The sequence below is a fragment of the Burkholderia sp. PU8-34 genome, assembly GCF_053427725.1.
On record NZ_JBSAXC010000005.1, the window covers coordinates 213340 to 239370 of the forward strand.

Here is a 26031-nt window from a genome sequence, read left to right on the forward strand (position 1 = left end):
GTCGCAACCCCAAACTTAAATTTCATTCCAGGGGAGTGCCCGAAATCGCCCGTATGGCGGCGTCGCTCGTCGCTTGTTTGGCGCTGCCAAACGGTGCTCCTCGCTCCTTGCCCTACGCGCCGCAGGAAGTCCCCTTGGAGGACGAGCGATTTCGCGCATTCGCATGCGTGTCCCGTATGTAAACAGACCCTTCTAGCGCGGTTCGTCCGGCCCGCAGGCTTGCGGCGACGCCTGGTTCGCGGAACCGCGACGATCTCCGGAGGCGGCGGCAAACTGCCAGGCCAGCAGCCCCGGAACGTAGAACAGCAGATCGCGCACGCGTCGCGAGGCTGCCAGCGCGAGACAGGTCGGCGGATCGAACCCGATCAGGCCGCCGATCAGCACGAATCCGCCTTCCTGTACGCCGAGGCCACCCGGCATCAGGAACGCAACGCTGCTGACGAGCTGGATCAGCGCCTCGATCACGAGCGCCTGCAAGACGGTCGGATTCGCGCCGAGAAAGTGGAGCGCGATCCAGATCTCGAGCGCGTATCCCGCGAACTGCAGCGTTTGCCAGATCGTGAGATAGGACATGACGACATCCGTCTTGCGCCAGAGCAGCCGGATCGTCTGGTCGATGCGCGCCGATTCGCCGACGAGCGCATAGACCTTGCCGCTCGTCACGTGGTTGATCGCGCGCATCGTGCGCTCGAAGGGCCGGACGTGCTGGACCAGCGCGAACAGCAGCAGCACCGGTACCAGCGCCGCCACGCCGAGCGCGAGATGCGCGGCCGCGTGCGCGACGCCGGACGGCACGTTCCACAGCACGTAGCCGATCGCGGCGAGCGCGAATACCAGCTGGCTGATCAGCGTGAGCTGCATGTCGACGACGAGGCTCGCCACCGCCGCCGCCGGCCGCACGCCCATGCGCCGGAGCAGCCCGAACGACGCGATCTCCCCGCCGATCCGGGCGACCGGCAGCAACCCGTTGATCGATTCGCGGATCCACACGAGCTTCAGCATGGCCGCGAAGGACGGCCGCCGCCTGCCGCGCATCAGCATCCGCCAGTCCCACGCGTTCGCGAGCATCGGAACGATGTGGGCCAGTGCCGCGAGCGCCAGCCCGGCGCCCGCGGTCTGCAACCGGTGCAGGACGTCCAGCGGATGCGCGCGCCAGATCAGCCATCCGGCGAGCGCCAGCCCGACGAGTGCCGCCGCCCGCCCCGAATGCCGGGCCCACGTGCCGCCGCGTCGCGCGCGCGCATCGTCGGCGTCCGTGCCGCGACTGATTTCCCGGCGCATCACGACTCGCCAGCCTTGGACAGCCGTCCATGCCGGTCGACGCGAAAGCGCGTGCCGCGCCAGATCACGTGCGACGAGAAGAAGCTCGCGACGAACACCGCGAACTGAACGAGATCGGACACCGGCAGCACGGCCCAGTCAGCGAACGGCTGCCCGATCGCCCGGTCGGTCCGCCACTTGAGCGCGAAGCGCGCCGCCAGCGCCGTACCGGCGAGCGCCCATGTGTGCGGCGTGCCGCCGGACACGATCGCCGCGAGCAGCGCGAACGGTACCGGATGCATCAGCGCGGAGCCGAGGTGCCCGAGCCGGTCGGCTGCCCGGATCGTCCGGCTCCAGCGCAGCTCATGAATGAACAGCTCGCGGAACGTCGTCTCGACGCATGCGTGCCCGACGAGCGTCGGGGGAATCGCGACGCTCGCGCCAGTGGCGCGAACCGCCTCGCCGAGCGCATGATCCTCGGCCAGATGATGCGCGAACTGCGCGAGACCGCCGACCTCGTCGAGCGTCGCGCGCGTGATCGCGATCGTCTGCCCGAAGCAGGGGCGTGCGAGGCCGGCCGCGAGGCCCGTGACGACGCCCGGCAGGAACAGGTAGTTCGTCGATGCCGCGGCCGCGCGCGGCCAGAATCCCGGTGCGCACATCCCGCGGTACACGCAGGTGACGAGGCCGACGCCCGGCTGCTGCAGCGCGCCGACGAGCTGGCGCAACGTGTCGGGGCCGATCTGCACGTCGCTGTCCGCAAAGCACAGCACGTCGTGCTCCGCCTGTTCGAGCATGTTGACGAGGTTGCCGATCTTCCGGTTCGGGCCATACAGGCGCGCGTCCGCGACGATCGTCACGTGCGCGTCCGGATAGCGCGTCCGCAGCGCGTCGACCGCGTTCAACGCGACGTCCTTCGCGTCGTGCACGCCGAACAGGTACTGGACCGGGCCTGGATAGTCGTGCTCGAAGAAGCTCGCGAGATGCGCTTCGAGATGCCATTCGTCGCCATGCAGCGGCTTGACGATCGTGATGGCGGGAAAGCGGCCGGGCACGACGGGCTTGCGCGTGAAAAAGCGGCCGACGAGGCATGCGGCGATCAGCGTGTAGACGATGCCGAGCAGCGCGGCGAGCTCAAACAGATCCGCGAGCGGCGCAAGCGGAACGCCGGCGCCGAACGTTTTCCTCATGAACTCGGCCGCCGCAAACGCGAGCGTCCCCGCCACCAGCGCCGCGCCGATCGCGCGAACGCCGCCGCCGCCTTGCAATCGCGCGGGCGATCCGTTCATCGTGCCTCGTTCATCGGTGAGATCGTGAGCGTCGCCCGGTCCGGCAGACCGGGGGCGGAGGTGCCGCGGGTTCCGGCGGCGAGCCTGACGGGATCACCCGCGATGCCCGCGGCGCACGGCTTGAGGCCGATGAATGCGGCGTTGTCGAACATGCACTCCTTCATCATGGGAACCGGCACGAACGGGCGATTTTCGTCTGACATGCGTGTCCAGCGTGTGTCACGGACACGCGCGGTCGAACCGGTGCCGGTCGAGCCGCGCGTAAAGGACGACCTGCGGACGACCCGCATGCGCCGCTGGCCGTCGGACGAAATCGATACCGTTTGCCGCCCGAGGCCGCTCAGAGGCGCAGGGCCGAATCCGGAACGGACGAGACGATTGTAGCGATGATGTGCTGACGAACAATAAAGCGATCTTCGGAAAGTGCCGTGCGCGGCGTCGTCTCGATTTCAATTCATTTCATTCCGTGCGCATTCGCTGACGCGAGCGAACCATACCACTTTGCCGATTGGTTCTATTCCGGTCTCATTTCCAGGCGCGGCAACCCGGCGGCCGGCGCGCTGGAACTGGCCCTTTGCATACCGATCCGGGTAAATCCCTATCCGGGAGTGCATTGTAAACAAAGGCTTTGTGGCAACTAAAACGCTTGCCGGACAAGGCTTCCAGCGATTCTCGCGAGGCTAATACCAGTTCGTTGACTGGTACTATTGTGGTTATATAATGCCTCCACATTCGATGGCCCGCGTCCGTCGCTCGACTCCCCGGGGGCTCATGGAAATCGGTTGGTCCGAACTGGTGCCTGATCCCCGCGACGCCTACTACGACTTCGTCGCCGTACTGAAACGCTGACGCGCGAGACTGCCGCTGCGTGCGGCAACCGGCGCAACCGGCAGATTGGCAAATCACGACGCGGATGGCCGCGTCACCAGATCATCAAGAGAACGTCATGCTGACTGGCAACATCCTCACCCCCGACGGCTGGATCCACGGCTCGCTCGATTGCGAGAACGGCCGCATCACCGAGCTTACCGGCGCCCCTGCCGATCCCGCGAAGAACGATGCGCCGTACATCCTGCCCGGCTTCATCGACCTGCACGTGCATGGCGGCGGCGGAGCCGACGTGATGGAAGGCGGCGACGCGATCGAGACGATCGCCCGCACGCACGCGCAGTACGGCACGACGAGCCTGCTCGCGACGACGATGACTGCGCCGCGCGACGAGCTGATGAAGGTCGTCGGCAACCTCGGCAGCGTCGCGCGCACCCGCACGCCGGGCGGCGCGCGTGTGCTCGGCGTGCACCTCGAAGGCCCGTACATCAACCCCGGCAAGCTCGGCGCGCAGCCGGACGCGGCCGTGTCGGCGGTGCTCGACGAAGTGTTGAAGTACCTGTCGATCGCGCCGATCCGCGTCGTCACGCTCGCGCCGGAAATCGCCGGCCACATCGAGATCATCGGCGAGATGGCCGCGCGCGGCGTGCGCGTGCAGCTTGGCCACTCGCTCGCGACCTACGACGACGCGGTCGCCGCGCTGAAGCACGGCGCGTGCGGGTTCACGCACCTGTTCAACGCGATGTCGCCGCTGCATCACCGCAACCCGGGCCTTGTGGGCGCGGCGCTCGCGCATGCGGAATACGCGGAGATCATCCCCGACCTGCTGCACGTGCATCCGGGCGCGATTCGCGCGGCGCTGCGCGCGATCCCGCGCCTGTACGTCGTGACCGACAGCACGTCGGCGACCGGCATGCCCGACGGCGAATACCGGCTCGGCAGCCAGCACGTGACGAAGTGCCTCGGCGGCGTGCGTCTCGCCGACGGCACGCTCGCCGGCAGCACGCTGACGATGGATCAGGCGCTGCGCAACCTCGTGTCGCTTGGCCTGCCGATCGCCGACGTATCGAACCGGATGTCGCGCTACGCGGCCGACTACCTCGGCATCGCAGATCGTGGCCGCGTCGCGTGCGGCGCATGGGCCGACCTCGTCGTGTTCGATCGCGACCTGAACCTCACCGCGACCTACGTCGAAGGAGAATCGATTGTCGAATATGCTTAACGAAGCGCGCGAAGCCGCCCGGGTCGTCGCCGCGCAGCTCGCCGACACCTCGCGCGTCGAAGCGCTCGCCGGCCAGCTGATGGATCATCCGCCGGCCGTCGCGCTGACGGTCGCGCGCGGCAGCTCGGACCACGCCGCCAGTTATTTCGCAAGCCTGACGATGAGCCGCCTCGGCGTGCCGGTCGCGTCGCTGCCGATGTCGGTCGCGACGCTGCAACAGGCGCCGCTGAAGGTGCAGGACCAGCTCGCGATCGCGTTCTCGCAGTCCGGCAAGAGCCCCGATCTCGTCAACACGATGGCCGCGCTGCGCGAAGCCGGCGCGCGCACCGTCGCAGCCGTCAACGTGCTGCCGTCGCCGCTCGCCGACGCGTGCGAGCACCAGCTGCCGCTCCTGGCCGGCCCCGAGCTGTCGGTCGCGGCAACGAAGAGTTACATCGCGATGCTGTCGCTGTCCGCGCAGATCGTCGCATTCTGGCAGCGCGACGCCGAGCTCGTGAGCGCGCTGCGCGGGCTGCCCGACGTGCTCGCGCAGGCGGGTGCGCTCGACTGGTCGCCCGCCGTCGCGGCGCTCGCCGATGTCGAGCGGATGATCGTGATCGGCCGCGGCCTCGGCCTCGCGATCGCGCAGGAAGCCGCGCTGAAGCTGAAGGAAACATCCGGCATCCAGGCCGAGGCGTTCTCGAGCGCCGAAGTCCGTCACGGCCCGATGGAGCTGATCGACCGCGACTACCCGCTGCTCGTGTTCGCGCCGCCGGGGCCCGAGCAGGCCGGCCTGCTGCAGCTCGCGAGCGACATGCGCGCGCGCGGCGCCGCGGTGCTGCTCGCCGCGCCTGCCGGCACGCCCGGCACGCCCGACATATCGGGCACGGTGCTGCCGCTCGCGCAAACCGCCCATTCGGCGCTCGACCCGATCGCCGCCATTCTTTCGTTCTACGTGATGGCGGCGGATCTCGCCGTCGCGCGCGGCCGCAATCCCGACACGCCGCGCCACCTGAACAAAGTCACCGAAACGCATTGATGAGCCGAGAACGCCGATGAGACGCGCCGAGGAGTCCCAGTTGAAGAGCCCCACCCACGATCAGATCGTTCTGCTGGCCCCGCTGACGGGGCCGATCGTTCCGCTGGCCGACGTGCCCGATCCGGTGTTCTCCGGCGCGATGTTCGGCGACGGCATCGGCATCGACCCGCTCGTCGGCAAGCTCGTCGCGCCGTGCGCGGGTGTCGTGTCGCATCTCGCGCGCACCGGTCACGCGGTGACGATCACCACGCCGCAGGGCGTGGAAGTGCTGCTGCACATCGGCATCGATACCGTCGAGCTGAACGGGCAGGGGTTCACCGCGCGGGTCGACACCGGTGCGCGCGTCGACGCGGGCGACTTGCTGATCGAGTTCGACCAGGATGCGGTCGCACGTAGCGCGCATTCGCTCGTGTCGGTGATCGCGATCGCGAACTCCGATGCGTTCGAGGTGATCGATCGCGCGCAGGGCTACGCGAGCGCAGGCGAGACGCCGCTCCTCACGCTGCGCGGCAAGGGCGGGGCGGCCGTGCAGGCGGCTGCGACCGGCGCCGCCGCAATGACCGAAGTGCGCCGCGCGATTCAGCTGACGCAGCCGGGCGGCCTGCATGCGCGGCCGGCCGCGCGGGCGCGCGAAGCGGCGCGGGGCTTCGACGCCAGCGTCGACGTGCATTTCGACGGCCGCCACGCGTCGATCGCGAGCGTCGTCGGGCTGCTCGGTCTCGGCGCGGGCGTTGGGGCGACGGTCGAACTGGTCGGCCGCGGCGCACACGCGCAGCTGGCCGTCGACGCGGTCGAGCACGAGCTGCTGCGCGAAGCGCACGGCGAGGTCGACGAAAAGCCGGCGCGCACGATCTCGCCCGCGCCGCAGGCCGTTGCGCGCGGCGCCGGCATGTCGCTCGACGGCGCACCGCTCGAGCCGAATATGCTGGCAGGCGTGTGCGCGGCGCCCGGCATTGCGGTCGGCACGCTCGTGCGTCTCGACGACACGGACATTACGCCGCCCGAGCAGGCGAGCGGCACGCCCGCGGCGGAAAGCCGGATGCTCGACCAGGCGCTCAAGACGGTCGATGCGGAACTGGACGCCACGGTGCGCAACGCATCGGCGCGCGGCGCGGTCGGTGAAGCGGGGATCTTCGCGGTGCACCGCGTGCTGCTCGAGGATCCGACGCTGATCGACGCGGCGCGCGACCTGATCAGTCTCGGCAAGAGCGCGGGCTTCGCATGGCGCGCGACGATCCGCGCGCAGATCGACACGCTGTCGAAGCTCGACGACGCGCTGCTCGCCGAGCGCGCGGCAGACTTGCGCGACATCGAGAAGCGCGTGCTGCGCACGCTCGGTCATGCAACGAGCGCGGCGCGCACGCTGCCCGACGAGGCTGTGCTCGCTGCCGAGGAATTCACGCCGTCGGATCTCGCGTCGCTCGACCGTGAACGCGTGACGGCACTCGTGATGGCGCGCGGCGGCGCGACGTCGCACGCGGCGATCATCGCGCGCCAGCTCGGCATTCCGGCGCTCGTCGCGGTCGGCGATGCGCTGTACGCGATTCCGGACGGCACGCAGGTCGTCGTCGACGCGAGCGGGGGCCGCCTCGAGCACGCGCCGACCGCGCTCGACGTCGAGCGCGCGCGCCACGAGCGCCAGCGTCTCGCCGGCGTGCGCGAGGCGAACCGCCGCACCGCGGGCGAAGCCGCGGCAACGTCCGACGGCCGCGCGATCGAGGTCGCCGCGAACATCGCGACGCTCGACGACGCGAACACCGCGGTCGACAACGGCGCGGACGCGGTGGGCCTGCTGCGCACCGAGCTGATGTTCATCCATCGCCAGACGGCACCGACGACGGCCGAGCATCGCGACAGCTACCAGTCGATCGTCGACGCGCTGCAGGGCCGCACCGCGATCATTCGCACGCTCGACGTCGGCGCGGACAAGGAGGTCGACTACCTGACGCTGCCGCCCGAGCCGAACCCGGCGCTCGGCCTGCGCGGGATCCGTCTCGCGCAGGTGCGTCCCGACCTGCTCGACGACCAGCTGCAGGGCCTGCTCGCGGTGAAACCGTTCGGCGCGGTGCGCATCCTGCTGCCGATGGTCACCGATGCGGGCGAGCTCGTGCGGCTGAGGAAGCGCCTCGACGAATTCGCGCGCGCGATGGGCCGCACCGAGCCAATCGAGGTCGGCGTGATGATCGAGGTGCCGTCGGCGGCGCTGCTCGCCGATCAGCTCGCGCAGCACGCGGATTTCCTGTCGATCGGCACCAACGACCTGACCCAGTACACGCTCGCGATGGACCGGTGCCAGGCCGATCTGGCCGCGCAGGCCGACGGCCTGCATCCGGCCGTGCTGCGCCTGATCGACATCGCGGTGCGCGGTGCCGAACGGCACGGCAAGTGGGTCGGCGTGTGCGGCGCGCTCGGCGGCGATCCGCTCGCGGTGCCGATCCTCGTCGGCCTCGGCGTGACCGAGCTGTCGGTCGATCCGGTGTCGGTGCCGGGCATCAAGGCGCGCGTGCGCCGACTCGATTACCAGGTGTGCCGCCAGCGCGCGCAGGACCTGCTCGCGCTCGATTCGGCGCAGGCGGTAAGGGCAGCAAGCCGCGAGGTCTGGCCGCTCGACTGAGCGTCGTCGGCAGCACTCGCGTGCCGTTTCGGCATGAAGGCAGATTCGATGCGCAAGCAATCAGGTCAACGAAGAAGTTCAACGTAGAGACAAGGATTGGAGGACTGAATGGACGGGAATCCGTTTCTGAAGATACAAAGCCTGGGCCGCGCGCTCATGCTGCCCATCGCGGTGCTGCCGGTCGCCGGAATCCTGCTGCGTCTCGGCCAGCCGGACGTGTTCAACATCAAGATGATCGCCGACGCGGGCGGCGCGATCTTCGACAACCTGCCGCTCTTGTTCGCGATCGGCGTGGCGGTCGGTTTCGCGAAGGACAACAACGGCGTCGCGGCGCTCGCGGGTGCGATCGGCTATCTGATCGAAACCGCGATCATGAAGGACATCGATCCGAAGCTGAACATGGGCGTGCTGTCCGGGATCATCGCGGGCGTGGTCGCGGGGCTGCTGTACAACCGCTACAAGGACATCAAGCTGCCCGACTACCTCGCGTTCTTCGGCGGCAAGCGCTTCGTGCCGATCATCACGGGGCTCGCGTGCGTCGTGCTCGGCATCGTGTTCGGCTACGTGTGGCAGCCGGTGCAGCACGCGATCGACGCGGCCGGCCAGTGGCTGACGACCGCGGGCGCGATCGGTGCGTTCGTGTTCGGCTTCCTGAACCGGCTGCTGCTCGTCACGGGCCTGCACCACATCATCAACTCGCTCGCGTGGTTCGTGTTCGGCAACTTCGCGCCGGCCGCCGGCGGCGACATCGTGCATGGCGACCTGCACCGCTTCTTCGCGGGCGACCCGACCGCGGGCACCTTCATGGCCGGCTTTTTCCCGATCATGATGTTCGGCCTGCCGGCCGCGTGCCTCGCAATGCTGCACGAGGCGCCGAAGGAGCGCCGCGCGGTGGTCGGCGGCCTGCTGTTCTCGATGGCGCTCACGTCGTTCCTGACCGGCGTGACCGAGCCGATCGAATTCAGCTTCATGTTCCTCGCGCCGGTGCTGTACGTGATCCACGCGGTGCTGACGGGGCTGTCGCTGGCGATCTGCCAGCTGCTCGACGTGAAGCTCGGCTTCACGTTTTCGGCGGGCGCGATCGACTACGTGCTGAACTACGGGCTGTCGACGAAGGGCTGGGTCGCGATTCCGCTCGGCATCGCGTACGGCGTTGCGTACTACGGGCTGTTCCGCTTCTTCATCCGCAAGTTCGACATGGCGACGCCGGGTCGCGAGCCGGCGACGGCCGAAGCGGCAGCCGAGTCGTTTGAGGCGGGCGGCTATATCGCGCCGGGCGCGGCGGCTGCAGCGGCCTCCGCGCCGCGCGCGCAGCGCTACATCGCCGCGCTCGGCGGTGCCGGCAACCTGACGGTCGTCGACGCCTGCACGACGCGCCTGCGCCTGACCGTCGTCGATCCGGGCAAGGTGTCGGAAGCGGACCTGAAGGCGGCCGGCGCGCGCGGTGTGCTCAAGCGCGGCGGCAACAGCGTTCAGGTGATCATCGGGCCGGAGGCGGACATCATCGCCGACGAAATGCGCACGGCGATCGGCAGCGGCGCGGCTGCCGCCGCGACCGCACCGGCTGCCGCTGCCGCACCGGCGGCCACGGGCGCGGGCGCGACGGCCGGTGCGGCCGGCCCGCTCGATCCGGATCCGGCACGCTGGCTCGCGGTGTTCGGCGGCGCGACGAACGTTGCGTCGCTCGACGCGGTGGCGACCACGCGCCTGCGCGTCGTCGTGCTCGATCCGTCGGCGGTCGATCGCCAGCGTCTCGAGTCGCTCGATATCGCGTGGGTCGGCGCCGACACGTTCCACATCGTCTGCGGCAGCGCGGCCGCGCGCTACGCGCAACAGCTCAATGCGCGCCTGCCGGCGACGGGTGGCGGCACGGCTGCTCAACCGGCCTGAGCGGCCTGAGTTCGCGCGGCAGCACGCCACGAACGGGCAGCGATCGCCGATCGCTGCCGCGCCCGACAAAGCAACACGGCGCCCTCGGGCGCCGTGTTGCTTTCATGGGTTCGCACTGCGCGGGCCGTCTGGCGGCGCCCGCAGCGGGCAGTGTCAGTTCGCGCGCACCGGCGCTTCCTGCTTGCGCTGCCGCGCCTCGAGCCACATCACGTTGATGATGCCGAACGCGAGCGCGACGCCGATACCGAGAATCCAGCTGAAATACCACATGATCCGACTCCTTGCGAAACGGGGGGCGAGGGCGTGTGTGCGCCCCGGCCGGGTTCAGTACATCGAGTGCGTGTTCTCTTCGAGCGCCTCGCGCGTGACCTTGCCGCGCATCACGCGGTACACCCAGCTCGTATAGAGCAGGATGATCGGCATGAACACGATCACGGCGAACAGCATCACCTGCAGCGTCTTGTGACTCGACGTCGAATCCCACACGGTCAGGCTGCTGCGCGGGTCGAGCGACGACGGCATGATGAACGGGAACATCGAGAAGCCCGCGGTCAGGATCACGCCGACGATCATCAGGCCCGTGCAGAAGAACGCGGTCTTCTCGAGGCGCGAGCCGGCGAGCAGCAGCGCGAGCACGCCGCCCGCGATGCCGACGACAGGCGCCGCGATCATCCACGGATATTCGCCGTAGTTCGCGAGCCACAGGCCCGAGCCGGCGGCGACGTCCTTCAGCAGCGGGTTCGCGACCGTGTCGGTCGGCGCGGCGCGCGTGATGTGGAAGCCGCCGATGTACGACGCGATCAGCACGCCGGCGAGCACGAACAGCACGACGGCGAGGAACGCCGACACGCGCAGTGCGACCGACGCGCGGCGCGCGATCACGCCGTCCGTCTTCATCTTGATGAACGCGGCGCCGTGCGCGACGAGCATCGTCAGGCTGACGAGGCCGCACAGCAGCGCGAACGGGTTCAGCAGTGCCCAGAAGCTGCCGTGATAGGTGACGCGCAGGTCAGTGTCGAACTGGAACGGCACGCCCTGCAGCAGGTTGCCGAACGCGACGCCGAACACGAGCGCCGGCACGAAGCCGCCGATGAAGAGGCCCCAGTCCCAGCCCGCGCGCCAGCGCGGATCTAGCCGCTTGCTGCGGTAGTCGAAGCCGACCGGCCGGAAGAACAGCGCGAACAGCACGAGCAGCATCGCGAAGTAGAAGCCGGAGAACGACGCCGCGTAGACGAGCGGCCACGCGGCGAACATCGCGCCGCCGGCGGTGATCAGCCACACCTGGTTGCCTTCCCAGGTCGCGCCGACGGTGTTGACGATGATGCGGCGCTCGTCGTCGGTCTTGCCGAGGAACGGCAGCAGCGCGGTCGCGCCCATGTCGAAGCCGTCGGTGACGGCGAAGCCGATCAGCAGCACGCCGACGAGCAGCCACCAGATCAGCTTGAGAGTTCCATAGTCCATAACGATTCCTTGTTCGGTGTCGGGTACGCGTGTGCCGTCATGCGGACGCGCGCTCGGCGGCGACCAGCTCGTGGTGATAGCGGCCGGTGTGCAGCGACGACGGGCCGAGGCGGGCGTACTTGAACATCAGCGTGATCTCGAGGATGAAGAGCGCCGTGTAGAACACGATGAAACCGGCGAGGCTCAGGTACAGGTCGGTCGGCGTCAGGCTCGACGCGGACAGGTGCGTCGGCAGCACGCCGGCGATCGTCCACGGCTGGCGGCCGAGTTCGGCGACGACCCAGCCGAATTCGATGGCGATCCACGGCAGCGGGATCGCCCACACCGCGTAGCGGAGGAACCAGCGGCGGTTGTCCTGCAGCAGTTCGCGACGCGCGCAGAACCAGAACGCGGCGACGAAGGTCGCGACGAACAGGAAACCGAGGAACACCATGATCCGGAACGAGAAAAACACCGGCGCCACAGGCGGGATGGTCTTCTTCGCGGCTTCCTTGATCTGCTCGGGCGTTGCGTCGGTCACGTTCGGCGTGAACTGCTTGAGCATCAGCCCGTAGCCGAGATACTGCTTGTGCTGGTCGAACAGCGCGCGCGTCGCGTCGCTCGTGTCGCCTTCCTTGATCTTCTGCAGCGCGCCGTACGCGATCATGCCGCTCTGGATGTGCTCCTCGCTGTGCTTCGCGAGCTCGCGCAGGCCGATCACCGGCTCGTCGATCGAGCGCGTCGCGATCAGGCCGAGCGCATACGGAATCTTGATTGCATAGTCGGTACGCTGCTCCTTCTGGTTCGGCAGGCCGATCAGCGTGAACGACGCGGGCGCCGCCTGCGTTTCCCATTCGGATTCGATTGCCGCGAGCTTCATCTTCTGCACTTCGCCGGTCGTATAGCCCGATTCGTCGCCGAGCACGATCACGCAGAGCGTTGCCGCGAGGCCGAAACCGGCCGCGACCGCGAACGAGCGCAGCGCGAAGTCGGTGTCGCGCTTCTTCAGCAGGTACCACGACGACACGCCGAGCACGAACATCGCAGCCGACACGTAGCCGGCCGACACGGTGTGCACGAACTTCACCTGCGCGACCGGGTTGAACAGCACGTCGAACAGGCTCGTCATCTCCATGCGCATCGTCTGGTAGTTGAACTCGGCGCCGACCGGGTTGTTCATCCAGCCGTTCGCGACGAGGATCCACAGTGCGGACAGGTTCGAGCCGAGCGCGACGAGGAACGTGACCATCAGGTGCTTGACCTTCGACAGGCGGTTCCAGCCGAAGAAGAACAGGCCGACGAACGTCGATTCGAGGAAGAACGCCATCAGCCCTTCGACGGCGAGCGGCACGCCGAAGATGTCGCCGACGTAGTGCGAGTAGTACGACCAGTTCGTGCCGAACTGGAATTCGAGCGTAATGCCGGTCGTCACGCCCATCGCAAAGTTGATGCCGAACAGCTTGCCCCAGAACTGGGTCATGTCCTTGTAGACCTGCTTGCCGGTCATCACGTACACGGCTTCCATGATCACGAGCAGCCACGACAGCCCGAGCGTCAGCGGCACGAACAGGAAGTGGTAGAGCGCTGTAATGCCGAACTGCAGCCGTGACAGATCGACGACTTCGCTACTTATCATGTTGGTCTCCCTGGGTAGAAGCGGGCGCCGGGACCGAGAGCAGCTTCTCGGCGACGGCGGCAGGCGGCAGCGACATGTGCTCGGCCTGCGGATGATTGAAGAATGCGTATTTGAGCGCCATCAGCAGGATCAGCTTGATGACCAGCACGATGGCGATGTCGCGGGCGAGTGTCGGGCCGCGTGCCCATGCGGCGATGCGGCCGCGCCAGCCGTGCGCACTGGCCGGGCGTGCGGCCGCTTTATTGATCGAGGTCAAGGCCATAATCCTGATTCGATTTAACGCGGGTTGGGGGCGACTTTACGTTGGATTTATGACGGCCGTTAAGCGGTTTTAATCCTGTTGCGCCGGACATGCCAATTTTAAAATGCCGGCTTTTCCGTGCCGAGTGCTGCGCTGCGGCACTCCGTCGCGAACGTTGCATCGGAATTTGAGCTGGATCAATAATTGCCGGGAACGGTCATTGAACGTCGAATACCCGATGAAACAAGTCAATTAATCGACGAAAAAAAACCGCTGCCGGTTGGGCAGCGGTTTTGGGGGCGATACTCTAAATCGGCTGATTTACGCGTATTCGGCCAGTGCCGTGCGCATTTTCTTCATTGCGCTCGCTTCGATCTGGCGGATGCGTTCCGCCGATACGCCGAACTCCGCGGCGAGGTCGTGTAGCGTCGAGCCGCCCGAGCCGTCGTCCTCGACGTTCAGCCAGCGCGCCTCGATGATGCGGCGGCTGCGCGCGTCGAGCGCGTCGAGCGCCTGCGCGATGCCGTCCGTCTGCAGCGTGTCGCGCTGACGCGCGGCGAGCACGGCGGTCGGCTCGTTGTGCGAATCGGCGAGATACGCGATCGGCGCATAGCTTTCCTCGCCGTCCTCGACCTGGCCTTCCAGCGCGATGTCGCCACCCGACAGCCGCGTTTCCATCTCGGTCACTTCTTCGCGCTTGACGTTGAGTTCCTGCGCGAGGCCGTCGATCTCCTCGGGCGTCATCGCCTGCATGCCCTTCTTGTGGCTGCGCAGGTTGAAGAACAGCTTGCGCTGCGCCTTCGTCGTCGCGACCTTCACCATGCGCCAGTTGCGCAGGATGTATTCGTGGATCTCGGCCTTGATCCAGTGGATCGCATACGACACGAGACGCACGTTCTGCGCCGGATCGAAGCGCTTCACGGCCTTCATCAGGCCGATGTTGCCTTCCTGGATCAGGTCGCCGTGCGGCAGGCCGTAGCCGAGGTAGTTGCGCGCGATCGACACGACGAGCCGCAGGTGCGACAGCACGAGACGGCGGGCCGAGTCGAGGTTGTTCTGCTCGCGGAACTCGGTTGCATACTGGCGTTCTTCCTCGGCCGTCAGCAACGGGATACGATTGACTGCCTGGATATAGGCGTCGATGTTGCCCAGCTGGCCCGGCAACATCGAATGGGTTGCGAGCGCCAGCGAGCCTGCCGATTCGGCCTTAGCAGACGCCGGGCTCAGGGTGTTCGGAAGGGTCAGAGCGTTGCTCACTTAAGAAAACTCCTTTGGAATCAGGGATGAACCCCGGACTCGGATGATTCCGCGGTCAATCTTAGCACTCCAGCCAACTGAGTGCTAATTCCTTAGAGGGGGCACGGGCTTTCGAGTTCCCGATTTTCTATCGATCTTTCGATGTCGATAGCATTAGGCGTGACCGCTCGAACGCCGACAAGTTCCGTAACCCGTTGTTTTTATGAGGAATCAGTAGACGATTTCGATTTTTGTCGTTTAGGAAGCAAACCATTTCGCTTCGCGATGCCGATCGGAAAAGTCCTTTACCATAACATTCTGTTCGCTCGAGCCAGGCCGAACCACGGCCGGTGCCATTCAACCCACAGAGTTGGAGTGTCAGATGAACAATAAGAAGAATGGTCGGCTGCGCGGCCGGCTTGCGATGCATGCGGTCCTGGCTGCGGCATTGCTGGGCGGGTCCGGCGCGGCGTTTGCGGATCGATGGGGGATCCAGGCAGGCGGCGGGTTTTCCGATCGCCACGGGATCGACAAGGGCGACCTCGGCGTCGTCTGGGATCCGGGCTGGACATGGTGGGAGGTCGGCGGCTGGCACTTCGCGTTCGTGATGGAAGGCCACGTCGGCTACTGGCACACGGGCGGCAACGTCCACAGCAGCATCTGGGAATTCGGCGCGACGCCGATGTTCCGTTTCATCAAGAGCGCGGGGCAGGTGCGACCGTTCGTCGAGGCCGGCGCGGGCGTGCGGCTGCTGTCCCATCCGACGATTGCGACCAATCTGTCGCTGTCGACCGCGTTCCAGTTCGCGGATGTGGTCGGCGTCGGCGCGCAGTTCGGAGAACGGCAACAGTATCAGGTCGGCTACCGTTTTCAACATGTGTCTAACGCGGGTATCAAAGAGCCGAATCCTGGTATAAATTTCCACCAGTTCTACGTGCAGTACAACTTCTGATCCGCACGCCCGCGCTCGGCGTGCGCGTTGACGAGGAGTCAGGCGATGGCGAAGGTGGTCGATGCGATCCGCGCGCTCGAGCGCGATCGGTTCCGTGCAATGGTGGACGGGGACGGCGAGACGCTCGAGTCGCTGCTGTCGGACAAGGTGTTCTATGTTCACACCAACGGCAAACGGGAAACGAAGCAGCAGTTCATCGACGCCATTGCCGCCGGCCGCCGCCGCTATCGCCAGATCGAGATCCAGTCGCAGGACGTGCTGCCCGTCGGCGACGAGACCTGCATCGTCACCGGACGCGCGCTGATCGAGATGGAGACGAACAACGGCGGCCTCGTGTTTCCGATTGCGTACACGGCCGTGCAGACGCAGGAGCAGGGGCGCTGGCGCCTGCTCGCGTGGCAGGCGACGCGGTGCGCGACCGAGACATGAACGCGCGTGGCATTCCTTTTCGTGTCTCGTCCGAAGCGGCCTGCTGGGCCGCTTTTTGTTGGCCCGTGCAGCGCGGGTTGCGCGTTGCACGGGCGGTCTCGCACTGCTACCCGACCCTCTTCAAACCCTGATGCGATCCGTCAGGCCGCGGCACGGCGATCGGCGCAATGCCATGCCGAGCGGTTGACGGCGCTGACGACGGCATCCAGTGCGGCGGCCGCCGCATCGGCATGCACACCGATCCCGTGCCGCATCGGCGCGTCGCCGACCCGGCAGCCGACGAACACCGCCGTGCGGCCGTCCGCCGTGCGCACGTGCTCGCAGGAAGCGACGTCGAGCGCCGCACCCGCGGCCGCCGCGAACGCCGCGGCCGCGCGCTGCACGACCTGTTCCGGGGACGCATCGGCCGGGCTCGCGCCGGCGATTTCGCGGTGCTTCCAGCGTACGCTGCCGCCGTTGCGGGCAGCGGGACCGTCGGTCTCGAGGAACTCGCGCGAGAACAGCGCGCAGATCGCGTCGCCCGTGACTTCCTCGCCCGACACGTCGGCGAGCGTCTGCACCGCATGGCTGAACTCGATCTGCACGCGGCGCGGCGGCGTGAAGCCCAGGCCGCGTTCGAGCAGGAACGTCGCGCCGCCCTTGCCGGACTGGCTGTTCACGCGGATCACCGCGTCGTAGCTGCGGCCGACGTCGGCGGGGTCGATCGGCAGGTACGGCACTTCCCAGATCGCGTCGGGGCGCTGCTGCGCGAAGCCCTTGCGGATCGCGTCCTGGTGCGAGCCCGAGAATGCGGTGAACACGAGGTCGCCCGCGTACGGATGACGCGGATGCACGGGAATCTGGTTGCAGCGCTCGACGACGCGGCGCACCGCGTCGATGTCCGAGAAATCGAGGCCCGGATCGATGCCCTGCGTATAGAGATTGAGCGCGAGCGTGACGAGGTCGACGTTGCCGGTGCGTTCGCCGTTGCCGAACAGGCAGCCCTCGATGCGGTCGGCGCCCGCGAGCAGCGCGAGTTCGGCGGCGGCGACCGCAGTGCCGCGGTCGTTGTGCGGATGCACGGACAGCACGATGCTGTCGCGATAGCCGAGATTGCGGTCCATCCATTCGATCTGGTCGGCGAACACGTTCGGCATCGCGGCTTCGACGGTTGCCGGCAGGTTGACGATCATCTTGTGGTCGCGGGTCGGCCGCCAGGTCTGCGCGACCGCGTCGCACACCTCGCGCGCGAACGACAGCTCGGTCATGCTGAAGGTCTCGGGCGAGTACTGGTAGGTCCAGTGCGTGCCGGGGCGCGCCGCCGCGTATTCCTTGATGAGGCGCGTGCCCTCGACCGCGAGCGCCTTCACGTCGTCCTTCGACATCCCGAACACGATGCGGCGGAACGACGGGCAGATCGCGTTGTACAGGTGCACGATCGCGCGCGGCACGCCTTCGAGCGCGTCGAACGTGCGCGCGATCAGGTCTTCGCGCGACTGCACGAGCACTTCGATCGTCACGTCGTCGGGAATGCGCTTCTCGTCGATCAGTTTGCGCACGAAATCGAAGTCGGTTTGCGACGCCGACGGAAAACCGACTTCGATCTCCTTGAAGCCGATCGCGACGAGCATCTCGAAGAACTCGAGCTTCTGCTCGATGCTCATCGGCTCGATCAGCGACTGGTTGCCGTCGCGCAGATCGGTGCTCATCCAGACCGGCGCACGCTCGACCGTGCGGGTCGGCCATTTGCGGCCGTTGATGCGGACAGGTTCGAACGATCGGTACTTCTCTTGCGGGTTGCGCATCATCTTCATGACCTCGGGTCTCGAGTCGCAAGCGAAGACGGGCGGCATGAGCGGCGGTAGCGCTGCCTCGCACCGTGGCGCCGGATAGCGCTGCGGATGCGGATGATCTTCGCGGTTCGGCCGACGGATGGACGGACGAAAGCTGACGACTTCGGGTTGTAAAAAACTGCGAGAAGGTACTGCGAGGAACTGCTGAGGAGGGACCGTGCGGACAGCACACGGCGCTACGACAGCCTTAGGCTAGGCGTAGCGATAGCGGCCGCGCTAGGCGACCGGAGGTAATTCGGAGGGTGTTCGGAAAGGAACGCATGGCGACAACTCTATGCGAAGTCGCCTGCGCCTGTCAAATGAGTCGTTTCAGGACGGATGCATCGGGTGCGACTGCGGCGCTGCGCACCGGGCGTGCCGGCGCGTGGCCGCGCGCCGATGCGCAGGCAAGGGCTCACGCTTCGATGCGCGCGATCCGCACGATCGTGTCGACCTGCCGGGCGACCATCTCCGGCACCGGAATCTCGCCGCGCAGCACCGCGTCCGTCCACGCGGCGGTGGTGGCCGCATCGCGCGATTCCGGCAGCGCGACGGGCGGCGCGTCGGCCGACGAGCGTTCGGCTTCGATCAGCGTGTCGCACACGCCGTCGTGCAGCCAGTCGACCTGCACCTGGCGCCGCGTGTCGGCGACGGCCTCGCCCTCGGTGCCGCGCGCGAGCAGCGCGCCGCCCTGCGCAGCGTCCGGATGGTCGCGGAACAGCTGCGCGAGGCTGTCACGATACGGCGGATGCGTGTAGTTGACGAGCCGCAGGCCCGCGGGCGCGAACGGCTGCAGGATCTTCACGAGCGTATGCGTCGAATTGCGCACGCCAAGCACGCTGCGCATCGCCAGCAGGCGCGCGAGCCGCGGCGCGAGCGCGTCGATCGGCGCGAACGCGACGCGGCGTTCGGCGAGCATGTCCTCGATCGCGTCGTGCGAGGCCGACGGCGGGATCGACAGTGCGGCGAAGATTTCCGCGCTCGTCACGCGGCCCGGATCGTGTGTGACGCCGTGCACGAGCACCGGCACGCCAACGCGTGCGAGCAGCAGCGCGAGCAGCGGCACGAGGTTCGGCTGCTTGCGCGCGCCGTTGTAGCTCGGGATCGACACCGCGCGGAACGCGCTGTCCCGCACATGCACGGGCTCGAACGACGCGTGCGCGGCGGCGAGCATCGCGGCGAGCTCGTCGGCGGTCTCGCCCTTCAGGCGGTACGCGATCAGGATCGCGCCGAGTTCGACGTCCGACACGCGCGTATTCAGCATCGCGCGATACAGCTCGAACGTGTCTTCGGCGGACAGCGCGCGGGCGCCATGCGGGCCGCGGCCGATCTCCTTGATGAAGCGGGCGCAGTGGAACGGTTCGGCCGCAGCGGCGGCGGGATCGTGGGTAGCGGTCATCGAAGCGTATGGGGCGGCTCGCGTCGCATCGGCGAGCGGGCCGCGCGGTGGCGGTGGGGAACCCACCGAGTATCGCACGCATTCGCGCGGTTCCTGCAAGCGCGCGGCGGCGTGCCGGCGCGCTACACTCATGATCCCGGCGACGCGCGATTCGACCGCGCCCCGGCGCCGGCACCGGCCCCGCCGGCCGGCACGATGCGCGATGCCCATGCCGCGCAGGCCGGTTTCCGGTTTCCGGCTTGCGCCGCCGCCGGCCGATCATGACAACGAGAGACATCCGATGAAGCTTTTCAGCTATTTCCGCAGTTCCGCCGCGTATCGCGTGCGGATCGCCCTGAACCTGAAGCAACTGCCGTTCGACTACGTGCCCGTGCACCTGCTGCGCGAAGGCGGCCAGCAACTGAAGGACGACTATCGCGCGCTGAACCCGGATTCGCTCGTGCCGACGCTGATCGACGGCGACGCGACGCTGCAGCAGTCGCTCGCGATCATCGAATACCTGGAAGAAACGCATCCGGAGCCGGCGCTGCTGCCGAAGCAGCCGGTCGATCGAGCGTACGTGCGGGCAATCGCGCTGCAGGTCGCGTGCGAGATTCATCCGCTCAACAACCTGCGCGTGCTGAAGTACCTGAAGCACATGATGCAGGTGCCGGAAGAGGCGAAGAACGACTGGTACCGCCACTGGATCGAGACGGGCTTCGCGTCGCTCGAGACGCGCCTCGCGAACGATCCGCGCACCGGCAAGCTGTGCTTCGGCGATACGCCGACGCTCGCCGACATCTGCGTCGTGCCGCAGGTGTTCAACGCGAATCGCTTCTCGATCGATACCGCGCGTTATCCGACGATCCAGCGGATTGCCGACTATGCGGCAACGCTCGACGCGTTCAAGGCGGCCGCGCCGGGCGCGCAGCCCGACGCCGAGTGAGGCTGGGTGGTCAACCGGCAGCGGCCGACCGAAGCTGACTGAGGCGACTGAGGCGACTGAGGCGACTGAGGCGACTGAGGCGACTGAGGCGACTGAGGCGACTGAGGCGACTGACGCCGACCGCCGCGGCATGAAAAAAGGGCGCCTGCATGGCGCCCTGTGTTCGCGGCCGCGTATCGCGTTCAGCCGAGCAGCGCGTCGGCGAATTCCTCTGCGCTGAACGGCTGCAGGTCCTCGACCTTTTCGCCGACGCCGATGAAGTAGACGGGCACCGGACGCTGGCGCGCAATCGCGGCGAGGATGCCGCCCTTCGCGGTGCCGTCGAGCTTCGTGACGATGAGGCCGGTCAGCCCGAGCGCATCGTCGAACGCCTTCACCTGCGTGAGCCCGTTCTGGCCCGTGTTCGCGTCGATCACGAGCAGCACCTCGTGCGGCGCGCCGTCGTGCGCCTTCGCGATCACGCGCTTCACTTTCTTCAGCTCTTCCATCAGGTGCAGCTGCGTCGGCAGGCGGCCGGCCGTGTCGGCCATCATCACGTCGATGCCGCGCGCACGCGCGGCGCTGACCGCGTCGAAGATCACCGCGGCCGGATCGCCGCTTTCCTGCTGCACGACCGTCACGTTGTTGCGCTCGCCCCAGACCGTCAGCTGTTCGCGCGCGGCCGCGCGGAACGTGTCGCCGGCGGCCAGCAGCACCGACTGGTCGAAGCTCTGCAGATGCTTCGCGAGCTTGCCGATGCTGGTCGTCTTGCCCGCGCCGTTGACGCCCGCGATCATCATCACGAGCGGCTGCGCGCGGCCGAGCGTCATTGATTTCTCGAGCGGCTTCAGCAACTCGACGAGCAGGTCGCGCAATGCGCCCTTGACCTGCTGCGGATCGGTCAGCCGGCCCGTGCGCACCTTCTCGCGCAGCGCGGCGAGCAGGAACTCGGTCGCGTCGACGCCCGCGTCGGACATCAGCAGCGCGGTTTCGAGCTCCTCGTACAGATCCTCGTCGATCTTCGTGTTGACGAACACATTCGTGATGCTCGAGCCCGTCTTCGCGAGACCGGACTTCAGGCGGGCGAGCCACGACTTCCTGGCGGACGGATCCTGCGCGGGCGGCGGGACGATCTCGACCGTCTCGACGACTTCGTCGCGGCCGTTGCCGGTCGGCGTGACCGTCATCACGACGGAGGGCGCGGCGGGCTTGGCCGAAACCGGCGGCTGCGCTGCCGGCGTTGCCGAAGCGCTTGCGGGCGGCGCCGGTTCGCGCGCGGCGAACGGTGCTTGCGGCACGCTCGCCGGAGACGCATCGGCCGGCCGGCTGTCGGCGCGCTGCGCTTCCGGTTGCGGCGCGTCGGCCGGCAGCGATTCCGCGGGAGTCGGCTCCTGCGCTTTCTTGAATCGTTTGAAGAAACTGAACATGGTCTGACGTCGGGAAGAGGGCAGGCCGCCGCCGGTGGGCGCGCGGACTGCGTGCGGGCCGTCGCGCGCACCCGTGCGGGCGCGGCGCGCGACTGCCGAAACCACGCATTTTATCAGGCGAGCGCGCTGCGCTTGCGCCAGCTTGCGGCGCCGCTTGTGGTAACGTGCGCCTGTTTGGCGGCGCGCCCCGTGCGCGCCCGGTCCTCCGTAGTCGATCTTCCTTCCGTATGTCCCGTTCATCCCGTTCATCTTCCGGCCGCCCGGCGGCCTCCACGAGCCGCGGCGGCAAGCCGCACACGGTCCGCATCATCGGCGGCGACTGGAAACGCACGCCGCTCGCGGTGCTGGATCTCGACGGCCTGCGGCCGACGCCCGATCGCGTGCGCGAGACGCTGTTCAACTGGCTCGGCCAGGATCTCGACGGGCAGCGCTGTCTCGACCTGTTCGCCGGCACCGGCGCGCTCGGCTTCGAGGCCGCGTCGCGCGGCGCGGCGAGCGTCGTGATGGTCGAGCGGCATCCGCGTGCGGCGCAGCAGCTGCGTGCGATCAAGGACAAGCTCGGCGCGCGCGCGGTCGAGGTCGCCGAGGCCGATGCATTGCGTCTTGCGGCCGGGCTCACGCCGGGCGCGTTCGACGTCGTGTTCCTCGATCCGCCGTTCGGCGACGCGGCCGTGCTCGCACGCGCGATCGCGCTGACCGCGCCGCTCGTCGCACCGGGCGGCTGGCTGTACGTCGAGACCGGCGAGGAACTCGATCCGGCCGCGCACGACGCGCTCGCCGGCTGGCAGATCGCAAAGCATGGCAAGGCGGGCGTGGTGCACTATCATTTGCTGCGACGCGAAAATGATGAATAATGCGCGTTCCACAAGAGGCGCCGAGCGATCCACGCGACGTGCGCCCATCTCGGCAGTGGCGTGCGCGTCGCACGGCTGCGCCCCCATTTGCGTGATGACAGGAGGAGCGACATGGTAGTCGCCGTGTATCCGGGTACGTTCGATCCGCTGACGCGTGGGCACGAAGATCTCGTGCGGCGTGCGTCGAGCATTTTTGATACGCTGGTAGTCGGCGTCGCCGACAGCCGCGCGAAAAAGCCGTTCTTCTCGCTGGAAGAGCGGCTGGAGATTGCGAACGAGGTGCTCGGCCATTACCCGAACGTGAAGGTGATGGGCTTCACCGGCCTCCTGAAGGATTTCGTCCGCACCAACAACGCGCGGGTGATCGTGCGCGGCCTGCGCGCAGTGTCCGATTTCGAATATGAGTTCCAGATGGCGGGGATGAACCGCTATCTGCTGCCGGACGTCGAGACGATGTTCATGACGCCGTCCGATCAGTACCAGTTCATTTCCGGGACGATCGTGCGCGAAATCGCCCAGTTGGGCGGAGATGTCAGCAAGTTCGTGTTCCCGTCGGTCGAGAAGTGGCTGACGGAAAAAGTGGCCTCGATGGGTGGGGCCGCGTGAAGCGCGGCGCCGGCCGGTTTCTTCGAAACCGGCGGCCGGCCCGATGAAGTGAGATCAGTATGGCTTTGACGATTACCGACGAGTGCATCAATTGCGACGTGTGCGAGCCCGAGTGCCCGAACGGCGCAATTTCGATGGGCCCGGAAATCTACGTGATCGACCCCAACAAGTGCACCGAGTGCGTCGGCCATTTCGACGAACCGCAGTGCCAGCAGGTGTGTCCGGTCGAATGCATTCCGCGTGACCCGCAGCATGAGGAAACGCACGAGCAGTTGATGGCGAAATACCACGCGCTGATCGCCGCGAAGGGCGACGACGCATCGTGACGCAATGACAGGCCGGGCGGCATGTGCCGCCCGCGCTGCTCATGCCGCCCGTGCTGTTTCGGGCTCAGCCCAGCAGGTCGCACAGCGCCGCGACGAACGTGTCGCATTCGGCGTCGGTGCCGACGGTGATGCGCAGATGCTGGTCGATCCGCGGCAGCTTGAAGTGCCGCACGAAGATTTCCCGTTCCTTCAGCCGCGCCGCGAGCGTGGCCGCGTCGTGCGCCGGATGGCGCGCGAACACGAAGTTCGCGGCCGACGGCACCACCTCGAATCCCAATCCCTCCAGCGCCTGCGTGAGCCGCGTGCGGCTGTCGATCACGCGCCGGCAGGTCGCGTCGAAGTAGGTGTCGTCTTCATACGCCGCCTGTGCCGCGACCTGCGCGAGCCGGTCGAGCGGATACGAGTTGAAGCTGTCCTTCACGCGATTGAGCGCTTCGATCAGCCCGGTGTGGCCGAACGCGAAACCGACCCGCATCCCGGCGAGCGAACGCGCCTTCGACGTCGTATGGACGACGAGCAGGTTCGGGTAGCGGTCGATCAGCGCGATCGCCGACTCCGCGCCGAAATCCACATATGCCTCGTCGATCACGACGGGCGACGACGGGTTCGCGGCCGCGATCCGCTCGATGTCCGCGAGCGGCAGCGCGCGGCCGGTCGGCGCATTCGGGTTCGGGAACAGCACGCCGCCCGCATCGCCGAGATAGTCGTCGACACGGATCGAGAAATCGTCGGCGAGCGGCAACGCGTCGTATTGCACGCCGTACAGGCGCGCGTAGGTCGGGTAGAAGCTGTACGAGATGTCCGGGAAGCGCAGCGGCTGGTCGTGCTTGAGCAGCGCGTGGAACGTGTGCGCGAGCACTTCGTCGGAGCCGTTGCCGACGAAGACCTGCTCGGGGGCGATGTGGTGATGGTCGGCGACCGTCTCGCGCAGCTTGCGCGCGAGCGGATCGGGGTAGCGGCGCAGCGCGTCGCCGGCCTCGCCGAGTTCGTGCGTGATCGCTGCGACGACGCGCGGCGAAGGCGGATAGGGATTCTCGTTGGTGTTCAGCTTGACCGGGTGCGCGAGTGCGGGCTGTTCGCCCGGCACGTAGGGCACGAGTTGCTGAACGACGTCGCTCCAGTAACGGCTCACCGCTTGGCTCCTGACGGGTAAAACAACGAGATTACCTCATGCGCGCCGCATGGTGCGACGCGGCGTGCGTTCCCGGTGGTGCGCTGTGCGCGGAAGTGGCACGCCGCGCGGCGCAGTGTCAGCCGTTGCGATGCAGCAGCATCGTCGCGCGGTCGAGTTCGCCCTTGACGACCATCGGCATCACGGCGAGCGCGCGTTCGATCGCCGCGTCGATCACGTCCTGCTCTTCGCGGCGCGGCGGCTTCAGTACGAAGTTCGCGACGTCCGGCTTTGCGCCGGCGCGCGCGCTTTCGGGGATCAGGTCGCGCGGGTGGCCGATGCCGATCCGCAGCCGCCAGTAGTGCTGCGTCGACAGGTGCGCGGAGATGTCCTTGAGGCCATTGTGGCCGCCGCTGCCGCCGCCGAGCTTCAGCTTGACGGTGCCGGGCGGCAGGTCGAGCTCGTCGTGCGCGACGAGGATCTGGTCGGGCAGAATCTTGAAGAAATGCGCGAGCGCGACGACTGACTGGCCGGAGCGGTTCATGTAGGTCTGCGGCTCGAGCAGATGGACTTCCTCGCCGTGCAGGCGGGCCTTTGCGTAAAAGCCGTGGAAGCGGCGCTCGTCGCGCAGCGTGGCACCCGCGTCGCGGGCCAGCTGGTCGATCAGCCAGAAGCCGGCGTTGTGGCGTGTCGCGGTGTATTCCGCCCCGGGATTGCCGAGGCCGACGATCAGTTTGATCATGACGTTTCGATGGCGGCCGCAAGCCGCCAGGGCGCAAAAAAGAAAAACCCGCCGGGCAAGCCGCGGCGGGTTGCGTCGACCGTTTCGGAAAACGGATCGAAAGGGCGCTTAGGCAGCCGGCGTTTCGCCTTCAGCCGCATCCGCCACGGCGCCAGCCGGCAGAGCTGCCGAAGCGACGACCGGGTTTTCTGCGTCGACGTGCGCGGTCAGCGCGACGCCCTTCGGCAGCGCGATGTCCTTCGCGTGCAGCGACTGGCCCGCTTCGATCTTCGACAGATCGATTTCGACGAATTCCGGCAGGTCGGCCGGCAGGCACTCGACTTCGATTTCCGTCACGACGTGCGCGATGATCGCGCTTGCCAGCTTAACGGCCGGGCTCGTTTCGGCGTTCACGAAGTGAACCGGCACCTTCGTGTGCAGCTTCTTCTTCGCGTCGACGCGCTGGAAGTCAACGTGCAGCACGAGTTGCTTGAACGGGTGGTACTGAACATCACGCAGCAGGACTTGCTGCGATGCGCCGGCCACTTCGAGTTCGAGGATCGACGAGTGGAAGGCTTCCTTCTTCAGCGCATGCCACAGGGCGTTGTGATCGAGTTCGATCATTTGCGGCGCTGCTTCACCACCGTAGACGATACCCGTGGTCTTACCGGCGTTGCGCAGGCGGCGGCTCGCACCCGTACCTTGCAGTTGGCGCTCGAAAGCGACGACTTTCATGTGTTTCTCCATTTGCTGCCCGCGACCAGGCAGTAAAACGGGGCCGTCGACAGCGCGGCCCCCGATGAAACGGCCGGGGTTT

24 protein-coding genes are annotated in these 26031 nt (G+C 67.4%); 10 read left to right on the plus strand and 14 right to left on the minus strand.

Going from position 1 to position 26031, the window contains the following annotated elements:
• Positions 1 to 192 precede the first annotated feature (192 nt).
• Genes ACV22Z_RS14990 through ACV22Z_RS15000 form a run of 3 tightly spaced genes read right to left on the minus strand, consistent with a single transcriptional unit; the run spans position 193 to position 2752 of the window.
• Positions 193 to 1281 carry a lysylphosphatidylglycerol synthase domain-containing protein gene (locus ACV22Z_RS14990; protein ID WP_448077079.1) on the minus strand — a complete coding sequence of 363 codons (1089 nt, stop codon included), beginning with the start codon at positions 1279 to 1281 and terminating at the stop codon, positions 193 to 195.
• Positions 1281 to 2549, minus strand: coding sequence for a bacteriohopanetetrol glucosamine biosynthesis glycosyltransferase HpnI (hpnI, locus tag ACV22Z_RS14995; RefSeq protein WP_448077080.1), 1269 nt, complete (start codon positions 2547 to 2549; stop codon positions 1281 to 1283). The genes ACV22Z_RS14990 and hpnI overlap by 1 nt, the downstream gene beginning before the upstream one ends.
• Positions 2546 to 2752: a hypothetical protein gene (locus ACV22Z_RS15000; protein WP_448077081.1), complete on the minus strand. Its 207-nt coding sequence runs from the start codon at positions 2750 to 2752 to the stop codon at positions 2546 to 2548. Before ACV22Z_RS15000 ends, hpnI begins: the two co-directional genes overlap by 4 nt.
• Positions 2753 to 3495: 743 nt before the next feature.
• Here ACV22Z_RS15000 and nagA point away from each other — a divergent pair.
• From nagA to nagE, 4 genes are all read left to right on the plus strand, one after another.
• Entirely contained in the window at positions 3496 to 4599 is a 1104-nt protein-coding gene (gene nagA / locus ACV22Z_RS15005) for an N-acetylglucosamine-6-phosphate deacetylase (protein ID WP_448077082.1), read from the plus strand.
• Positions 4592 to 5617, plus strand: coding sequence for an SIS domain-containing protein (locus tag ACV22Z_RS15010; protein WP_448077290.1), 1026 nt, complete (start codon positions 4592 to 4594; stop codon positions 5615 to 5617). Before nagA ends, ACV22Z_RS15010 begins: the two co-directional genes overlap by 8 nt.
• Positions 5618 to 5633: 16 nt before the next feature.
• Complete coding sequence (gene ptsP, locus ACV22Z_RS15015; RefSeq protein ID WP_448077083.1) at positions 5634 to 8231, plus strand: phosphoenolpyruvate--protein phosphotransferase; 2598 nt, start codon at positions 5634 to 5636, stop codon at positions 8229 to 8231.
• 108 nt (positions 8232 to 8339) lie between these two features.
• Positions 8340 to 10121 (plus strand): N-acetylglucosamine-specific PTS transporter subunit IIBC, encoded by a 1782-nt coding sequence (gene nagE / locus ACV22Z_RS15020; protein ID WP_448077084.1) that lies wholly within the window; start codon positions 8340 to 8342, stop codon positions 10119 to 10121.
• A gap of 153 nt (positions 10122 to 10274) precedes the next feature.
• Here nagE and cydX read toward each other — a convergent pair whose 3' ends face one another.
• From cydX to rpoH, 5 genes are all read right to left on the minus strand, one after another.
• Positions 10275 to 10391, minus strand: a complete 117-nt coding sequence (gene cydX / locus ACV22Z_RS15025) for a cytochrome bd-I oxidase subunit CydX (protein WP_448077085.1) — start codon at positions 10389 to 10391, stop codon at positions 10275 to 10277.
• A 54-nt stretch (positions 10392 to 10445) separates the two neighbouring features.
• Positions 10446 to 11582: a cytochrome d ubiquinol oxidase subunit II gene (cydB, locus tag ACV22Z_RS15030; RefSeq protein ID WP_448077086.1), complete on the minus strand. Its 1137-nt coding sequence runs from the start codon at positions 11580 to 11582 to the stop codon at positions 10446 to 10448.
• Between the two features lie 37 nt (positions 11583 to 11619).
• Positions 11620 to 13197 carry a cytochrome ubiquinol oxidase subunit I gene (locus tag ACV22Z_RS15035; RefSeq protein WP_448077087.1) on the minus strand — a complete coding sequence of 526 codons (1578 nt, stop codon included), beginning with the start codon at positions 13195 to 13197 and terminating at the stop codon, positions 11620 to 11622.
• A complete protein-coding gene (gene cydP / locus ACV22Z_RS15040) occupies positions 13187 to 13459 on the minus strand; it encodes a cytochrome oxidase putative small subunit CydP (RefSeq protein ID WP_448077088.1) in 273 nt (90 codons plus the stop codon). Before cydP ends, ACV22Z_RS15035 begins: the two co-directional genes overlap by 11 nt.
• A 300-nt stretch (positions 13460 to 13759) precedes the next feature.
• The gene (gene rpoH / locus ACV22Z_RS15045) at positions 13760 to 14695 is read right to left on the minus strand and encodes an RNA polymerase sigma factor RpoH (RefSeq protein WP_448077089.1); all 936 of its coding nucleotides are present in this window, start codon (positions 14693 to 14695) and stop codon (positions 13760 to 13762) included.
• 361 nt (positions 14696 to 15056) lie between these two features.
• Between rpoH and ACV22Z_RS15050 the strand changes: the two genes are divergently transcribed.
• Together ACV22Z_RS15050 and ACV22Z_RS15055 are read left to right on the plus strand one after the other, a co-directional pair.
• Positions 15057 to 15626: an acyloxyacyl hydrolase gene (locus tag ACV22Z_RS15050; RefSeq protein ID WP_448077090.1), complete on the plus strand. Its 570-nt coding sequence runs from the start codon at positions 15057 to 15059 to the stop codon at positions 15624 to 15626.
• Between the two features lie 45 nt (positions 15627 to 15671).
• Positions 15672 to 16055, plus strand: a complete 384-nt coding sequence (locus tag ACV22Z_RS15055) for a nuclear transport factor 2 family protein (protein WP_448077091.1) — start codon at positions 15672 to 15674, stop codon at positions 16053 to 16055.
• Positions 16056 to 16195: 140 nt separating this feature from the next.
• On the opposite strand, the gene leuA is transcribed toward ACV22Z_RS15055, so the two are convergent.
• Positions 16196 to 17842 (minus strand): 2-isopropylmalate synthase, encoded by a 1647-nt coding sequence (gene leuA, locus ACV22Z_RS15060; protein WP_448077291.1) that lies wholly within the window; start codon positions 17840 to 17842, stop codon positions 16196 to 16198.
• 439 nt (positions 17843 to 18281) lie between these two features.
• Complete coding sequence (ybiB, locus tag ACV22Z_RS15065) at positions 18282 to 19265, minus strand: DNA-binding protein YbiB (RefSeq protein WP_448077092.1); 984 nt, start codon at positions 19263 to 19265, stop codon at positions 18282 to 18284.
• Positions 19266 to 19545: 280 nt separating this feature from the next.
• Between ybiB and maiA the strand changes: the two genes are divergently transcribed.
• The gene (gene maiA / locus ACV22Z_RS15070; RefSeq protein WP_448077093.1) at positions 19546 to 20190 is read left to right on the plus strand and encodes a maleylacetoacetate isomerase; all 645 of its coding nucleotides are present in this window, start codon (positions 19546 to 19548) and stop codon (positions 20188 to 20190) included.
• Positions 20191 to 20372: 182 nt separating this feature from the next.
• Here the strand turns inward: maiA and ftsY are convergent, their stop codons facing one another.
• Positions 20373 to 21596, minus strand: a complete 1224-nt coding sequence (gene ftsY, locus ACV22Z_RS15075) for a signal recognition particle-docking protein FtsY (protein WP_448077094.1) — start codon at positions 21594 to 21596, stop codon at positions 20373 to 20375.
• Positions 21597 to 21823: 227 nt separating this feature from the next.
• Here ftsY and rsmD point away from each other — a divergent pair, with 227 nt between their 5' ends.
• The 3 genes from rsmD (at position 21824) to ACV22Z_RS15090 (ending at position 23382) form a co-directional block, all read left to right on the plus strand.
• Positions 21824 to 22450 carry a 16S rRNA (guanine(966)-N(2))-methyltransferase RsmD gene (gene rsmD, locus ACV22Z_RS15080; RefSeq protein ID WP_448077095.1) on the plus strand — a complete coding sequence of 209 codons (627 nt, stop codon included), beginning with the start codon at positions 21824 to 21826 and terminating at the stop codon, positions 22448 to 22450.
• Between the two features lie 111 nt (positions 22451 to 22561).
• Positions 22562 to 23056 carry a pantetheine-phosphate adenylyltransferase gene (coaD, locus tag ACV22Z_RS15085; protein ID WP_448077096.1) on the plus strand — a complete coding sequence of 165 codons (495 nt, stop codon included), beginning with the start codon at positions 22562 to 22564 and terminating at the stop codon, positions 23054 to 23056.
• A gap of 59 nt (positions 23057 to 23115) precedes the next feature.
• Positions 23116 to 23382 carry a YfhL family 4Fe-4S dicluster ferredoxin gene (locus ACV22Z_RS15090; RefSeq protein ID WP_448077097.1) on the plus strand — a complete coding sequence of 89 codons (267 nt, stop codon included), beginning with the start codon at positions 23116 to 23118 and terminating at the stop codon, positions 23380 to 23382.
• Positions 23383 to 23446: 64 nt separating this feature from the next.
• Here the strand turns inward: ACV22Z_RS15090 and hisC are convergent, their stop codons facing one another.
• The 3 genes from hisC to ACV22Z_RS15105 all read right to left on the minus strand — a co-directional run bounded on the left by hisC (position 23447) and on the right by ACV22Z_RS15105 (position 25949).
• Entirely contained in the window at positions 23447 to 24514 is a 1068-nt protein-coding gene (gene hisC / locus ACV22Z_RS15095) for a histidinol-phosphate transaminase (RefSeq protein WP_448077098.1), read from the minus strand.
• Positions 24515 to 24632: 118 nt separating this feature from the next.
• Positions 24633 to 25235: an aminoacyl-tRNA hydrolase gene (pth, locus tag ACV22Z_RS15100; RefSeq protein ID WP_448077099.1), complete on the minus strand. Its 603-nt coding sequence runs from the start codon at positions 25233 to 25235 to the stop codon at positions 24633 to 24635.
• Between the two features lie 108 nt (positions 25236 to 25343).
• A complete protein-coding gene (locus tag ACV22Z_RS15105) occupies positions 25344 to 25949 on the minus strand; it encodes a 50S ribosomal protein L25/general stress protein Ctc (protein ID WP_448077100.1) in 606 nt (201 codons plus the stop codon).
• Positions 25950 to 26031 lie beyond the last annotated feature (82 nt).

Excerpts from the sequence above, each read along its gene's own strand:
- rsmD (WP_448077095.1), top strand. The coding sequence starts at position 21,824 with ATGTCCCGTTCATCCCGTTCATCTTCCGGCCGCCCGGCGGCCTCCACG.
- ACV22Z_RS15090 (WP_448077097.1), top strand. The coding sequence starts at position 23,116 with ATGGCTTTGACGATTACCGACGAGTGCATCAATTGCGACGTGTGCGAG.
- ACV22Z_RS15050 (WP_448077090.1), top strand. The coding sequence starts at position 15,057 with ATGAACAATAAGAAGAATGGTCGGCTGCGCGGCCGGCTTGCGATGCAT.
- maiA (WP_448077093.1), top strand. The coding sequence starts at position 19,546 with ATGAAGCTTTTCAGCTATTTCCGCAGTTCCGCCGCGTATCGCGTGCGG.
- ACV22Z_RS15000 (WP_448077081.1), bottom strand. The coding sequence starts at position 2,752 with ATGTCAGACGAAAATCGCCCGTTCGTGCCGGTTCCCATGATGAAGGAG.
- pth (WP_448077099.1), bottom strand. The coding sequence starts at position 25,235 with ATGATCAAACTGATCGTCGGCCTCGGCAATCCCGGGGCGGAATACACC.
- ACV22Z_RS14990 (WP_448077079.1), bottom strand. The coding sequence starts at position 1,281 with ATGCGCCGGGAAATCAGTCGCGGCACGGACGCCGACGATGCGCGCGCG.
- ftsY (WP_448077094.1), bottom strand. The coding sequence starts at position 21,596 with ATGTTCAGTTTCTTCAAACGATTCAAGAAAGCGCAGGAGCCGACTCCC.
- ACV22Z_RS15010 (WP_448077290.1), top strand. The coding sequence starts at position 4,592 with ATGCTTAACGAAGCGCGCGAAGCCGCCCGGGTCGTCGCCGCGCAGCTC.
- coaD (WP_448077096.1), top strand. The coding sequence starts at position 22,562 with ATGGTAGTCGCCGTGTATCCGGGTACGTTCGATCCGCTGACGCGTGGG.
- leuA (WP_448077291.1), bottom strand. The coding sequence starts at position 17,842 with ATGATGCGCAACCCGCAAGAGAAGTACCGATCGTTCGAACCTGTCCGC.
- cydX (WP_448077085.1), bottom strand. The coding sequence starts at position 10,391 with ATGTGGTATTTCAGCTGGATTCTCGGTATCGGCGTCGCGCTCGCGTTC.
- hpnI (WP_448077080.1), bottom strand. The coding sequence starts at position 2,549 with ATGAACGGATCGCCCGCGCGATTGCAAGGCGGCGGCGGCGTTCGCGCG.
- nagA (WP_448077082.1), top strand. The coding sequence starts at position 3,496 with ATGCTGACTGGCAACATCCTCACCCCCGACGGCTGGATCCACGGCTCG.
- ACV22Z_RS15035 (WP_448077087.1), bottom strand. The coding sequence starts at position 13,197 with ATGATAAGTAGCGAAGTCGTCGATCTGTCACGGCTGCAGTTCGGCATT.
- ybiB (WP_448077092.1), bottom strand. The coding sequence starts at position 19,265 with ATGACCGCTACCCACGATCCCGCCGCCGCTGCGGCCGAACCGTTCCAC.
- ptsP (WP_448077083.1), top strand. The coding sequence starts at position 5,634 with ATGAGACGCGCCGAGGAGTCCCAGTTGAAGAGCCCCACCCACGATCAG.
- nagE (WP_448077084.1), top strand. The coding sequence starts at position 8,340 with ATGGACGGGAATCCGTTTCTGAAGATACAAAGCCTGGGCCGCGCGCTC.
- cydB (WP_448077086.1), bottom strand. The coding sequence starts at position 11,582 with ATGGACTATGGAACTCTCAAGCTGATCTGGTGGCTGCTCGTCGGCGTG.
- ACV22Z_RS15055 (WP_448077091.1), top strand. The coding sequence starts at position 15,672 with ATGGCGAAGGTGGTCGATGCGATCCGCGCGCTCGAGCGCGATCGGTTC.
- cydP (WP_448077088.1), bottom strand. The coding sequence starts at position 13,459 with ATGGCCTTGACCTCGATCAATAAAGCGGCCGCACGCCCGGCCAGTGCG.
- ACV22Z_RS15105 (WP_448077100.1), bottom strand. The coding sequence starts at position 25,949 with ATGAAAGTCGTCGCTTTCGAGCGCCAACTGCAAGGTACGGGTGCGAGC.